The sequence below is a fragment of the Cupriavidus lacunae genome (assembly GCF_003353055.1).
Classification (GTDB): domain Bacteria; phylum Pseudomonadota; class Gammaproteobacteria; order Burkholderiales; family Burkholderiaceae; genus Cupriavidus; species Cupriavidus lacunae.
Window position 1 is genome coordinate 42,682 of sequence record NZ_QKWJ01000017.1, and the last position, 13,432, is coordinate 56,113.

General features: G+C 65.0%; 13 protein-coding genes. 9 read left to right on the forward strand and 4 right to left on the reverse strand.

The annotated features are described in order from the left end of the window. Positions 1-50: 50 nt before the first annotated feature. Both DN412_RS15760 and cysM read left to right on the forward strand, forming a co-directional pair. Entirely contained in the window at positions 51-1,349 is a 1,299-nt protein-coding gene (locus DN412_RS15760) for a solute carrier family 23 protein (RefSeq protein ID WP_115212480.1), read from the forward strand. Positions 1,350-1,453: 104 nt separating this feature from the next. Next, positions 1,454-2,356, forward strand: coding sequence for a cysteine synthase CysM (gene cysM / locus DN412_RS15765; protein ID WP_115212481.1), 903 nt, complete (start codon positions 1,454-1,456; stop codon positions 2,354-2,356). A gap of 99 nt (positions 2,357-2,455) precedes the next feature. On the opposite strand, the gene DN412_RS15770 is transcribed toward cysM, so the two are convergent. The 4 genes from DN412_RS15770 to mltB all read right to left on the reverse strand — a co-directional run bounded on the left by DN412_RS15770 (position 2,456) and on the right by mltB (position 6,926). Continuing rightward, complete coding sequence (locus tag DN412_RS15770; RefSeq protein WP_115212482.1) at positions 2,456-3,511, reverse strand: glycosyltransferase family 9 protein; 1,056 nt, start codon at positions 3,509-3,511, stop codon at positions 2,456-2,458. A 48-nt stretch (positions 3,512-3,559) separates the two neighbouring features. Next, the gene (locus DN412_RS15775) at positions 3,560-4,561 is read right to left on the reverse strand and encodes a glycosyltransferase family 8 protein (RefSeq protein ID WP_115212483.1); all 1,002 of its coding nucleotides are present in this window, start codon (positions 4,559-4,561) and stop codon (positions 3,560-3,562) included. Further along, the gene (locus tag DN412_RS15780; RefSeq protein ID WP_115212484.1) at positions 4,558-5,667 is read right to left on the reverse strand and encodes a glycosyltransferase family 9 protein; all 1,110 of its coding nucleotides are present in this window, start codon (positions 5,665-5,667) and stop codon (positions 4,558-4,560) included. Before DN412_RS15780 ends, DN412_RS15775 begins: the two co-directional genes overlap by 4 nt. 152 nt (positions 5,668-5,819) lie before the next feature. Continuing rightward, positions 5,820-6,926, reverse strand: coding sequence for a lytic murein transglycosylase B (mltB, locus tag DN412_RS15785; RefSeq protein WP_115212540.1), 1,107 nt, complete (start codon positions 6,924-6,926; stop codon positions 5,820-5,822). Positions 6,927-7,076: 150 nt separating this feature from the next. On the opposite strand from mltB, the gene DN412_RS15790 reads away from it, so the two are divergent. From DN412_RS15790 to DN412_RS15820, 7 genes are all read left to right on the forward strand, one after another. Beyond that, positions 7,077-8,000 carry a histone deacetylase family protein gene (locus tag DN412_RS15790; protein WP_115212485.1) on the forward strand — a complete coding sequence of 308 codons (924 nt, stop codon included), beginning with the start codon at positions 7,077-7,079 and terminating at the stop codon, positions 7,998-8,000. Between the two features lie 12 nt (positions 8,001-8,012). Next, positions 8,013-8,816 (forward strand): enoyl-CoA hydratase, encoded by an 804-nt coding sequence (locus DN412_RS15795; RefSeq protein WP_115212486.1) that lies wholly within the window; start codon positions 8,013-8,015, stop codon positions 8,814-8,816. Between the two features lie 164 nt (positions 8,817-8,980). Then, positions 8,981-10,015: a methionine ABC transporter ATP-binding protein gene (locus DN412_RS15800; protein WP_115212487.1), complete on the forward strand. Its 1,035-nt coding sequence runs from the start codon at positions 8,981-8,983 to the stop codon at positions 10,013-10,015. After that, positions 10,005-10,658: a methionine ABC transporter permease gene (locus tag DN412_RS15805; RefSeq protein WP_115212488.1), complete on the forward strand. Its 654-nt coding sequence runs from the start codon at positions 10,005-10,007 to the stop codon at positions 10,656-10,658. The genes DN412_RS15800 and DN412_RS15805 overlap by 11 nt, the downstream gene beginning before the upstream one ends. 32 nt (positions 10,659-10,690) lie before the next feature. Further along, entirely contained in the window at positions 10,691-11,488 is a 798-nt protein-coding gene (locus DN412_RS15810) for a MetQ/NlpA family ABC transporter substrate-binding protein (RefSeq protein WP_115212489.1), read from the forward strand. A gap of 218 nt (positions 11,489-11,706) precedes the next feature. Continuing rightward, positions 11,707-12,456 (forward strand): electron transfer flavoprotein subunit beta/FixA family protein, encoded by a 750-nt coding sequence (locus tag DN412_RS15815; protein ID WP_078195569.1) that lies wholly within the window; start codon positions 11,707-11,709, stop codon positions 12,454-12,456. 18 nt (positions 12,457-12,474) lie between these two features. Beyond that, positions 12,475-13,410, forward strand: coding sequence for an electron transfer flavoprotein subunit alpha/FixB family protein (locus DN412_RS15820; RefSeq protein WP_115212490.1), 936 nt, complete (start codon positions 12,475-12,477; stop codon positions 13,408-13,410). Positions 13,411-13,432 lie beyond the last annotated feature (22 nt).

The following is a 13,432-nucleotide window of genomic DNA, read 5'->3' on the forward strand; positions in this document are numbered from 1 at the left end:
CGAGCGGGCCGCCTGGCCAAACCGCCTGACCAAATAACAGGGAGAAAACAATGAACCATGGCGATGACGCCGGATTCCTGCCGCGATGGCGTCTCAAGACCGAGGGCGTGATCGGACCTGACGAGCGATTGCCGGCCGGGCAGACCGTGCTCGCAGGTGTCCAGCATGTGGTGGCAATGTTCGGGTCGACCGCAATCGCCCCCATCCTGATGGGGTTCAACCCCAACATCGCCATCCTTTTCTCGGGTATCGGCACGCTGATCTTCTTTCTTTGCGTACGCGGGCGGGTGCCGAGCTATCTCGGCTCCAGTTTCGCGTTTATCGCCGTCGTCATTGCCGCCACTGGCTATGCCGGCAGCGGGCCCAATCCCAATATTCCCGTTGCGCTTGGCGGCATCATCGCCGCCGGGGTGCTGTACACGGTGATAGGCCTGGTGGTGCAGGCGGTCGGTTATGCGTGGGTCGAGCGGCTCATGCCCCCGGTTGTCACGGGTGCGATCGTGGCCGCCATCGGGCTGAACCTGGCCCCCGTGGCGGTGAAGGCGGTCAGCGGTTCGTCGTTCGACACCTGGGTCGGGCTGCTTGCTGTGCTGGCAGTCGGCCTGGTGGCGGTGCGCGCGCCGGGCATGCTCGGACGGCTGCCGGTGCTGATCGGCGGCCTTGCCGGCTATCTTGCTTACTATGTCGGGGCCAACCTGATGGGCCTCGGCAAGCCGATTGATTTTTCAGGCGTGGCGGCGGCCAGCTGGTTCGGGATGCCTGCCTTCACGGCGCCCGTCTTCGATGTCGGCGCCATGATGCTCGTGGCGCCGGTGGCAATCGTGCTGGTGGCGGAGAACCTGGGCCATATCAAGGCAATCGGCGTGATGACCGGCCGCAATCTCGACCCGTATATCGGCCGGGCCTTCATCGGCGACGGTATTGCCACCGTGCTCTCTGCCAGCGGTGGCGGCACGGGCGTAACGACCTATGCCGAGAACATGGGTGTGATGGCGGTCACCAAGATCTACTCCACGCTGATCTTTGTCGTGGCCGCAGCCGTTGCCATCCTGCTTGGCTTCTCGCCCAAGTTTGGCGCGCTGATCCTGACCATCCCCGGGCCGGTCATCGGCGGCCTGACGATCGTGGTCTTTGGCCTGATCGCAGCCACCGCCGGCCGCATCTGGGTGCAGAACCGCGTCGATTTCTCCAGTTCGCGCAACCTGATTACCGTCGGCGCCACGCTGACCGTGGCGGCAGGCGACCTGACGCTCAAGCTTGGCGGCATGACGCTGGGCGGGATCGGTACTGCGACCTTCGGCTGCATGCTGCTCTACCACCTGCTGGGCGACGGCAACAAGGACGCGTAGCCACGGCCGGCCCATGGTGCGCCAGGGCCGGTGTGCAAAGCCCGGCCGCCGGCACGGGTAAGTGCGGTGGTTTACAATGGCCGCCAAAATACGACTCTCGCACCATGGCCTACAAGACTATTGAAGACACCATCGGCAACACGCCGCTGGTCCGGTTGCAGCGGATTCCGGGTGCTGCCAATGACGCACGTGGCAATGTGATCCTCGGCAAGATGGAAGGCAATAATCCGGCAGGATCCGTCAAGGACCGCCCGGCCCTTTCCATGATCGCCCGGGCAGAGGCCCGTGGCCGTATCAAGCCGGGCGATACCCTGATCGAGGCGACTTCCGGCAATACCGGCATTGCACTGGCCATGGCAGCCGCCATCCGCGGCTACAAGATGGTGCTGATCATGCCTGAGGATCTCAGCCTGGAGCGCCGCCAGAGCATGGCCGCCTATGGCGCGGAGATCATTCTCACGCCGGTCAAGGGCGGCATGGAATACGCCCGCGACCTGGCTGACTCCATGGAGCGCGATGGCAAGGGTGTGATCCTTGACCAGTTCGCCAACCCGGACAACCCGCTGGCTCACTATGAAACCACCGGGCCTGAAATCTGGCGCGAAACCCAGGGGCGTATTACCCACTTCGTGTCGGCAATGGGGACGACCGGCACCATCACCGGGGTCTCGCGCTACCTGAAGGAGCAGAACCCCGAAGTGCAGGTCATTGGCGCGCAGCCGGCGGAAGGTTCGCGTATTCCGGGTATCCGCAAGTGGCCGGAAGCCTATATGCCGAAGATCTACGACCCGAAGTATATCGACCGTACGGAACCTGTCAGCCAGGCGGATGCCGAGCACATGGCCCGGCGGATGGCGGCCGAAGAGGGCATTTTCTGCGGGGTTTCCGCGGCGGGCGCGCTCTGCGTGGCCCTGCAGGTTGCGGAAACCGTGGAGAACGCGACGATCGTCTTTGTCGTCTGCGACCGCGGCGATCGCTATTTGTCCACAGGCGTCTTCCCGGCCTGAGCTGGCGCGCGGCGACAGGTCGGCGCGTTCCTGGCCTTCATCATCAAGACCCGGCAGGCGGCCGGCTCGCCGGCCGTGCCGCACTGACGGCGGCGGTCGTCAGTTGGCCGCTCGCGCCTTGACCCCCATCTCCTTCTTTTCCAGGATCCAGTCGTTGACGATGCCGTGAACCGCCTGCGGCGTGAGCTGCCGCATGCAGTCACAGGTATCGGCCACGATCTTCTCGCAGGCCGAGCAGCTCTTTTGCATGGACAAGTTCTGTGCGCGAAGGCCGAGCGCAGCCCAGCGCCCCGGGTGCATGGGGCGGGTCGGCGGGAACAGTCCCAGCGTACGCTGGCCAATGGCCGCGGAAAGGTGCAACGGTCCGGTGCCGCTGGCGATGAGCCCGTCGGCCTGCTTGATCAGCTGGGTCAGCTGCCCCAGCGTCTGGGCGCCGCAGACGCTGGTCACGTTGGGCAACTGGAGCAGCGCATGCCCGTGCGCCTTCAGCCATTCCCCTTCCCTGGCGCTGCCGGTCAGCCACAGGTGCACATCCGGCTGTGACCGCAGCAATTGCGCGAGCGCGGTGTAATGTTCGATCGGCCATTCGCGGCCGTGTCCGTTCGATTTGGTATGCAATACCAGGTTGAAGCCGTAGGGCTGCAGCTGCTGGCTGATTTCGCTGTTGACCGGGATGTCGAAGTGATACATGCCCGGAATCTCTTCGCGAGTGGGGATCGACCTGGGGCCGAAGGCGCGCAGGAACTCAAAATTGATCTGGGCCTCGTGGTCTTCGGTAACCCGCTTGCTGAAGCGTACCCGGCGGTTGCAGTAGAACAGCAGGTACAGCTTCTGCCGGGCATTGCCGATCCGGTGCCTGATCCCGGCGCGGAATGCCGCGTATGCCAGCTTGCGGTCCGGTTGCGCCAACAGCAGGGTGTCGATATCCGAATGCTTCAGGTATTCCGCCGGCGCATCGGCAATATCCTCCAGTTCGATGACCTGGTCGATATCCGTGCAAAAGCGCACCAGCGGCGCGGCATAGGCGCGGCACAGGAAACTGATCCTGGCGCCGGGATTCATTTGCCGCAGGCGTGCCACCATGGGCAGCGTCAGGACGATGTCGCCGATATTGTCAGTACGGGAGACGAGGATATGCTTGCTTCGTATTGCCATGACTCTTGAAGATGACTCGGTAGTGCTGCGGGGGGCCGGACGAAGCCGTTATTTCAGGACCCGCTTGCGCAGATAGCGCAGATACCACTTCAGGCTTTCCGCGGGCCGCCCCTGGCGGTACATGAAGCGCGAATGCATGCGCATCTCCTTGGTATTGCGCGGCGCCGGATCGAGCGGCAGATCCTGCCACGGCGACAATGCCAGGTATTTGTGGAACAGTTTGCGCGCGTCATGGCCGCTCCAGTCCGCCCATGGCTTGACCGACCCGGCAAAGTGGATGAAAACGGCCTTTCCGACCGGCCGCATGGCGAACTTGTTCACGTTCAGGTCGTGAATCAGGTCATACAGGTAGTTCCAGCGCGGCGAGACATAGCGGGCGCGGCCGTTGAGCACGATGTTCAGTGCGTCCTGGTCGTTAAAGCGCATGTCGGTCTTGCTTTCGAGCAGGGCGTTCATGGTCTGCCCGGTGATGTCCTCTTGCAGCCAGCGCTCGATATTGATGAACAGCACGCCGCCGTTGAAGTACTCGTTGTGCTTCAGGCCCAGTGCGGCCACGCGGCGCTGCAGGGTGACCGGCGCATCCGGCACGACCACCGCGATGTCCTCACTGATGTCCATGTCGACCAGTTCGTCCAGCCGGCTGACGCACAGGATGTCGGCGTCCAGGTACAGCACCCGATCCGTCTGGCCTTGCAGCACGCTGGGAATCACCAGCCGCGTGAAGATCGACAGCGAATAGTGCGAGTGGCCCAGGAAATGCGAGAACTGCTTGAACGAACCGAGGTCCAGCACATGCAGGCGCGTGCTGACGGCGGGGTACATCGTTTCCAGGCGTGCCAGGCGGCGCTGGTTGTCCGCCGAGGCCGACAGCGTCAGCACGTGGAACGTGAAGTGCTGGCCCGGGTTGTTGTCGATGATCGAGCCAATGGTGCCGCCCATCGCCCGGAAATAGTTATCGTCAACGCAGAATGCGATGTGGAAGGACGGCTTGCCGTTCGGACCCGTTTCCGGGGTCGTGTCCAGCGCAGGGGCGCTCGCTTGGGGGTTCATTGGATGGCTCGGATGACCTGTTCGACGGAAATGGCCTTGACCCAGTCCCGCGCATTGGGGGCAGTGATCACGGTGCTGTGGTTGCGATCGATGGGGGTCCACTCAGGGTTCTTCTGGCGCATCAGCGCGATCACCGGCACATGGACCGCATTGGCCAGGTGCATCACGGCGGTTTCCACCGAAATGATGAGGTCGCATTGCGCCAGCAGGGCAGGGAGCTGGAAGAAGTTGTCCTCGGCGCTGAACAGCTCGGTGCGCTGCAGGCGGTAGCTGCCGATGACCTGGCGGGCATGCGCCAGCTCCTGCGGGACGGCATTGACCACGAAGCTGCTGTCGCGCCACGCGTCGAGCCGCTGCATGGCCTGGATCAGTTCCGCGACGTGCTCCAGCGGCCAGCAACGCTTCTTGGTCTTGGCGTAGGGATTGATAAAGACCAGCTTGCCGGGACGCGGCGCGAACTCCCAGGTTGCCAGCTGCTTGTGCGCGTGCTGGTGCCAGGCCTCGGGGATCTCCACGAACGGGAAGCGCCCGGCGGCATCCAGCTCCGGGCCGCCGACCTGCCGGAACCAGTGCGCGTAGACGTCGCTGATATGCTGCGGATTGGCGCGATCGACCCGATACGAGGGGATGGCGGCATCCAGCTTGCGGTAGGCCAGCCGATGGTGAGGCTGGAAGAACTTGACCGGCTTTGCCATGCCGACAATCCAGCCATCGGGACTGATTGCGCGCGCAAGCGTGGCGTACTGGTGTGGCCGCAGCGTGGCAAGCGAGACGACGATAGGGTAGTGCTCCTGCCGGGCCTCGCGGATGGACGCCTCGTACAGTTCAGGGCTGTAGGTCTGGGTATAGACCTTCTTGAAGAATCCGCACGCCCCCAGCCAGTCGTAAAGCGAGTACTTCTTCAGGTGCCCCCATTCCGCGGAATTGCTCGTGCGCCGCACTTCATCCACCCAGAGATGGACGCTGAGGTGCGGGTAGGCCTCGGCGAAGGCCTTGAAGAAATTCTGCAGGTAGGTGAAGTCGCCCAGCGCCAGGTGGGCGATGAACAGGATCTTGTCCGACTTCTGAAGCAGTTCTGCTGGAATCAAGGTCTGGGTTTGGGTCACGGATTACTCATGTGGAAAGTCGCGTGGCAACGACCCGCTATTGTAAACGCAGCCGGCCGCCCTGCCTCCATTGAGGAGAACAAGGCACTTTCTCCAGCGGGAATCCGGGTCTTCGCGACGGGTCTGGACGCCCCGGCGAAGGCGGTGGGGCGTCAGCCCATTGCCGCCTTGACGGCCTCGCCCAGCTGGTACACCGCCAGCGCATAGAAGAAGCTGCGGTTGTAGCGCGTCAGCACGTAGAAGTTGCGCAGGCCGAGCAGGTACTCGGTCGGCTGGTCGGGCGTGGGCAGGTCCACCACCAGCACGCCGGTCTCGCCTTCGCGCGCCAGGTTGATCGGCTCGTCCACGCGCAGGCCGGCGCGGGTCAGCTCGCTGAGCGTGCGCGTCGGCCACGGCTCGCCGTCGGCGGCGGCGGCAGCGACGCCCAGGCTGCCGGCGTCGCTGGCAATGCGCCACACCACCGGGCGGCCCGGCTCCCAGCCGTGCAGCTGCAGGAAGCGCGCGACGCTGCCGATGGCGTCGGTGGGGCTGTTGCGCAGATCGATGCGGCCGTTGTTGTCGTAGTCGATGGCGTATTCGCGCAGGCTGGTCGGCATGAACTGCGGGATGCCGATCGCGCCCGCGAATGAGCCCAGCACCGAATACACGTCGGTGCGGGTGTCGCGGCACCACAGCAGGTAGTCGGCCAGCTGGTTGCGGAACAGCGTGGTGCGGGCTTCGCGGTTGGGCGTGTCAGGGTAGTCGAAGGCGAGCGTGGACAGCGAGTCGAGCACGCGGAAGGTGCCCATGTCGCGGCCGTAGATGGTTTCCACGCCAATGATGCCGACGATGACCGAGGCCGGCACGCCGAATTCGGCTTCGGCGCGGCGCAGCGTGTCGCGGTTGTCCTGCCAGAAGCGCACGCCCGCGTTGATGCGGATCGGCTCGATAAAGCGCGAGCGGTAGGTGTGCCAGCTTTTGCGGCCGGGGGTGGCGGGCGGCATGATCAGCCGCACCACGGTGGCCGAATAGACCGCCTGGCTGAACCATTCCTGCAGCGTGCCGCGGTCAAAGCCGTGGCGGGCCACCATCTCGTCGATAAAGGCGCGCGCTTGCGGGTTGTCGCGGTAGCGGCCGGGTTCGATCTCTTCCTCGCGCACGCTGACGCGGCGCTTGCCGGCAGCTAGCAGGCTGGGGGAGAGGCCGCAGAGTCCGAGTGCGGCAGCGGAAAGCGCGGCGCCCAGCAGGGGGCGTCGCAGTGAGCGCTGGGTGTCGGTCATGGTGTCCTTTGCAAGTCGCACCGAGTATAGCGGATGCCACTGCGGCATTTGCGGTGCCGGCGGCCACGACATGCCCCGCCGGCGCCGCTGGGTGGCATTGCCTTGCGTGTGCTAACGTAGCGATTGGAGACAACATTGCGACGATAAAAGATGCCGACAGGCTATTACACGCACCCCGAGTTCCAGCGGCACGAGATGGGGCATTTTCATCCGGAGTGCCCGGAACGCCTGCAGGCGATCGAGGATCACCTGATTTCGCACGGCATGGACGGGCTGCTGGAGCGCCGGGAAGCGCCGGCCGCCACGCGCGAGCAGCTGGAGCGCGTGCATCGGCCTGACTATGTCGATTCGCTCGAAAGCGCCAGCCCGGCCAGTGGCTACCACGCGATCGATCCGGACACCTCGATGAATTCCCACACGCTCGCCGCCGCCACGCTGGCAGCGGGCGCGGCGGTGGCGGCCACCGACGCGGTGATCGCCGGCGAGTTCGAGAATGCCTTCTGCTGCGTGCGCCCGCCCGGCCACCACGCCGAGCCCGATCGCGCCATGGGCTTCTGCTTCTACAACAACGTTGCCATCGCCGCGCGCCACGCGCTGCAGGCGCACGGGCTGGAGCGCGTGGCCATCATCGATTTCGACGTGCACCACGGCAACGGCACCGAAGCGGCCTTCCGCGGCGACGAGCACGTGATGATGTGCAGCTTCTTCCAGCACCCGTTCTATCCCTACAGCGGCACCGAGCATCTCGCGCCCAATATGGTCAATATCCCGCTGCCGGCCTATACCAACGGCATGGCGGTGCGCGAAGTGGTCGAGACCATCTGGCTGCCGCGGCTCAATGCGTTCCGCCCGCAGATGCTGTTCATCTCGGCCGGCTTTGACGCGCACCGCGAGGACGACCTGGGCCAGATGGGCCTGGTGGAGCAGGATTACGCCTGGATCACCGGCCAGCTGGTCGACGTCGCGCGCACGCATGCGCAGGGCCGCATCGTCAGCTGCCTGGAAGGGGGCTACAACCTGAGCGCGCTGGGCCGCAGCGTGCTGGCGCACCTGAAGGTGCTGCTGGAACGATAGGAGACCGTCGCCATGGCCGAGAACGAGGCGCGCGTGGATGCGCCGCTGCTGACCGAGTCGCGCGACGTCGCGGGCGTGGCGCGCCTGACCATGAACCGGCCGCAGGCGTTCAATGCGCTGTCCGAGGGGCTGCTTGATGCCCTGACCGAAGCCCTCAGGCGGCTGGCATCGGACGACACCGTGCGCGTGGTGGTGCTGGCCGGCGCCGGCAAGGCCTTCTGCGCCGGGCACGACCTGCGCGAGATGCGGGCCTCGCCGTCGCACGACTATTACCGCCGTCTGTTCGACCGCTGTACGCGCATGATGATGGCGATCCAGAAGATGCCGCAGCCGGTGATCGCGCGCGTGCAGGGCATTGCCACGGCGGCCGGCTGCCAGCTGGTGGCGATGTGCGACCTGGCGGTGGCCGCCGACGATGCGCGCTTTGCGGTGTCCGGGGTCAACCTGGGGTTGTTCTGTTCGACGCCCGGGGTGGCGTTGTCGCGCAACCTGCACCGCAAGCAGGCGATGGAGATGCTGCTGACCGGCGACATGATCGACGCCGCCACCGCGCGCGAGCGCGGGCTGGTCAACCGGGTGGTGCCCGCGGCGCAGCTGGACGAAGAGGTGGCGCGCCTGGCCACCAGCATCTGCGCCAAGCCGGCCGCCGCTGTGGCTGCCGGCAAGGGCCTGTTCTACCGCCAGCTGGAAATGGGCATCGAGGCCGCCTACCAGCTTGCCGGCCAGACCATGGCCTGCAACATGATGGACGAGTCGGCACTGGAGGGGGTGCAGGCCTTTATCGACAAGCGCTCGCCATCCTGGCGTGGCTCATGATCGACTTTTGCGGTCCTTATATGCCGGGAACGTATAAAGACATCGGCAAAAAGTCGTTTATGGTATGAAGCGAATCGCATAAAATACGCGCTTCAGAAAAATAACGAGCGGCAACAGCGCTGGAGATCCCTCGCCTGTTGCCGTTTTCTTTTGGTCACCTTTACATGATCGAACTGCAAGGACTGTCGCAGCGCTTCCCGGGCGCGTCTGGCGACGTGCATGCATTGCGGGACGTCAGCCTGTCGATAGCGGCGGGCGAAGTCTTCGGCATCATCGGCCGCAGCGGCGCCGGCAAGAGCACCCTGGTACGCGCCATCAACCTGCTGAACCGGCCCTCGAGCGGCCGCGTGGCCGTCGCCGGCCAGGAACTGACGGCGCTGGACAAGGGCGCGCTGCGCCAGGCCCGCCGCGACATCGGCATGATCTTCCAGCACTTCAACCTGCTGTCGTCGCGCTCGGTCTATGACAACGTGGCGCTGCCGCTGGAACTGGCGGGCAAGCCCCGCGCCGAGATCGCCGCGACGGTGCTGCCGCTGCTTGACCTGGTGGGCCTGTCGGCGCTGAAGGACCGCTATCCGGCCCAGATCAGCGGCGGGCAGAAGCAGCGCGTGGGGATTGCGCGCGCGCTGGCGAGCAAGCCCAAGGTGCTGCTCTCGGACGAGGCCACTTCCGCGCTGGACCCGGAAACGACCCGCTCCATCCTGGAACTTCTCAAGCAGATCAACCGCGACCTGGGCCTGACCATCGTGATGATCACGCACCAGATGGAAGTCATCAAACAGGTCTGCGACCGCGTGGCCGTGCTCGAAGCCGGCCAGGTGGTGGAGACCGGGCGCGTGATCGACGTGTTCCTGCGCCCGCAGCATGAGGTCACCCGCGCCATGATCGGCGACGTGATCTCGCAGGAGCTGCCGGCGAGCGTGCTCAAGCGCGTGGAGAGCCGCCTCGGCAACGGGCGCGACCACGTCTACCGGCTGGCCTTTACCGGCGAGGGCGTCGACCAGCCGGTGCTGGCCCAGGCGATCCGCCGCTACGGGCTGGACTTCAATATCCTGCACGGCCATATCGACGAGATCCAGGGCCAGGCCTTCGGCTCGCTGGCGATCATGGCCACGGGCGAACTGGCCGACGTGAAGGCGGCGATGGAGTATCTGCAGGCGCAAGGCGTCGTGGTGGAGGAGTTCGAGCATGTGGTCTGAAATGTTTGACCTGTTCCTGACCTCGTTCAACGAGACCCTGCTGATGGTGGCGATCTCGGGCGTGGTCGGCTCGCTGCTGGGCGTGCCGCTGGGCGTGCTGCTGCACCTGACCAACCGCGGTGGCGTGCTGTCGCATCCGCTGTTCAACCGCACCATCGGCGTGGTGGTCAACGCGGTGCGTTCGATCCCGTTCATCATCCTGCTGGTGGTGGTGATCCCGTTCACGCGCTTTATCGTCGGCTCGTCGATCGGCACCACGGCGGCGATCGTGCCGCTGACCATCGCAGCGATCCCGTTTATCGCGCGCCTGGTGGAAAGCGCACTGCGCGAGGTCGACAAGGGCCTGGTCGAGGCGGCCCAGTCGATGGGCGCCACCACCGGCCAGATCGTGTGGAAGGTGCTGCTGCCCGAGGCCATGCCCGGCATCGTCGCCGGCCTGACCATCACCTTTGTCAGCCTGGTCGGCTATTCGGCCATGGCCGGCGCGATCGGCGGCGGCGGCCTGGGCGACCTGGGCATCCGCTACGGCTACCAGCGCTACATCACCGAGGTGATGGTGGCGGTGGTGGTGATCCTGATCGTGTTCGTGCAGGCAGTACAAAGCTTCGGTGACTGGCTCGTCCGCCGCATCAGCCACCGCTAAGCCAATCAATCTCTGAACTAGGAACGCACATCATGCAACGTCGCAACCTGCTGCAATGGATTTTCGGCGCCGCGATCGGCGCAACGCTGGCGACGGGCGCCGTCGCCCAGGAAAAGCCGATCAAGATCGGCGTGACCGGCGGCCCGCACGCCCAGATCATGGAACAGGTGAAGAAGGTCGCCGCCAAGGACGGCCTGAACATCCAGGTGGTCGAGTTCAGCGACTACATCCAGCCGAATGCCGCGCTGGCCGCCGGCGACCTGGACGCCAACAGCTACCAGCACCTGCCGTACCTGGAAGCCCAGATCAAGGACCGCGGCTACAAGTTCACGCATATCGCCTACACGGTCACCTTCCCGATGGGCGTGTATTCGAAGAAGATCAAGTCGCTCGACCAGCTCAAGCAGGGCGCGCGCGTGGGCGTGCCCAACGATCCGACCAACGGCGGCCGCGGCCTGTTGCTGCTGCAGAGCAAGGGCGTGATCAAGCTCAAGCCCGACGCCGGCCTGAAGGCCACGCCGCTGGACATCGTCGAGAACCCGAAGAAGATCCGCATCGTCGAGCTGGACGCCGCGCAGCTGCCGCGCTCGCTGGACGACCTGGACGCTGCGGCCATCAACGGAAACTATGCGGAATCGGCCGGCCTGTCGCCGACCAAGGACGCCATTGCCATGGAAGGTCCGAAGGGTCCGTACGCCAATCTGATCGCGATCCGCGAGGCCGACAAGAACAAGCCCTGGGTGGCCAAGCTGGTGAAGGCCTACCACTCGCCCGAAATCAAGCAATACGTCACTTCGACCTTCAAGGACTCGGTCATTACCGCCTGGTAAGCCGAAGTCACTTTGAGGGTTTCATCCAATCAGACGATGCCCGCAAGCCCCGGTTTGCGGCACAATCGCCTGACGGCTGGGATCTGCCGGGCTATGCCCGGCATCATTTTGCCGATAAAATAGTACGATCGTTCGAAAAACAGGAGAGCCGCCAACCCGGTGGTTATAATGACGAGCGAACAAAATTTCTGACTATCAGCTATCAGTGGAGTGAGCGCATGAAAGTACTCGTCGCAGTCAAGCGGGTGGTGGATTACAACGTCAAGGTCCGCGTCAAGGCGGACGGCAGCGGCGTCGATCTGGCCAACGTCAAGATGAGCATGAACCCCTTCGACGAAATCGCCGTCGAAGAGGCCGTGCGCCTGAGGGAAGCCGGCGTTGCCACCGAAGTGATCGCCGTCTCGTGCGGTGTCACGCAGTGCCAGGAAACCCTGCGCACCGCGATGGCCATCGGTGCCGACCGCGGCATCCTGGTGGAATCGAACGAAGACCTGCAACCGCTGGCCGTGGCCAAGCTGCTGAAGGCGCTGATCGACAAGGAACAGCCGCAACTGGTGATCCTGGGCAAGCAGGCCATCGACGATGACTCCAACCAGACCGGCCAGATGGTGGCCGCGCTGGCTGGCCTGCCGCAAGCCACGTTCGCCTCGAAGGTGGTGGTTGCCGACGGCAAGGCCTCGGTGACGCGTGAAGTCGACGGCGGCCTGGAAACGCTGTCGCTCAAGCTGCCGGCTGTGGTCACGACCGACCTGCGTCTGAACGAGCCGCGCTATGTGACGTTGCCGAACATCATGAAGGCCAAGAAGAAGCAGCTCGATATCGTCAAGCCGGAAGACCTCGGCGTCGACGTCAAGCCGCGCCTGTCGACCCTGAAGGTGGTCGAGCCTGCCAAACGCAGCGCGGGTGTGATGGTGCCGGACGTCGCGACGCTGGTGCAGAAGCTGAAAAACGAAGCCAAGGTTATCTGAGCGCGGGGGAGAAATAACATGACTGCACTCGTCATTGCTGAACACGACAATCAATCCATCAAGGCCGCCACGCTGAACACCGTGACCGCCGCAGCCCAGTGCGGCGGCGACGTGCACGTGCTGGTCGCTGGCTCCAACGCCAAGGCCGCGGCCGATGCCGCCGCCAAGATCGCCGGCGTGAGCAAGGTCCTGCTGGCCGACGCCGCCTACTTCGGCGACGGCCTGGCCGAGAATGTGGCCGAGCAGGCCCTGGCCATCGCCAACGACTACTCGCACATCCTGGCTCCGGCCACCCCGTACGGCAAGAACATCCTGCCGCGCGTGGCCGCCAAGCTGGACGTGGCCCAGATCTCGGAAATCTCCAAGGTCGATGCCCCGGACACGTTCGAGCGCCCGATCTACGCCGGCAACGCCATTGCCACGGTCAAGTCGGAAGACAAGATCAAGGTCATCACCGTGCGCGGCACGGCGTTTGACGCCGCCGCCGCAGAAGGCGGCTCGGCTGCTGTCGAGACCCTGCCGGCCGTGGCCGACGCGGGCGTTTCGCAATTCGTTTCGCGCGAAGTGGCCAAGAGCGACCGTCCGGAACTGACCGCCGCCAAGATCATCGTCTCCGGTGGCCGTGGCGTGGGCTCGGGCGAGAACTACACCAAGGTGCTGACGCCGCTGGCCGACAAGCTGAACGCCGCCCTGGGCGCCTCGCGCGCCGCGGTGGACGCCGGCTTCGTGCCGAACGACTACCAGGTCGGCCAGACCGGCAAGATCGTCGCGCCGCAGCTGTACATCGCCGTCGGTATCTCGGGCGCGATCCAGCATCTGGCCGGCATGAAGGATTCCAAGGTGATCGTCGCGATCAACAAGGACGCCGAGGCCCCGATCTTCTCGGTGGCCGACTACGGCCTGGTGGGCGACCTGAACACCGTGGTGCCGGAGCTGGTGGCAGCACTGGGCTGATGCCTCGCCGGCCGCCCGGCGG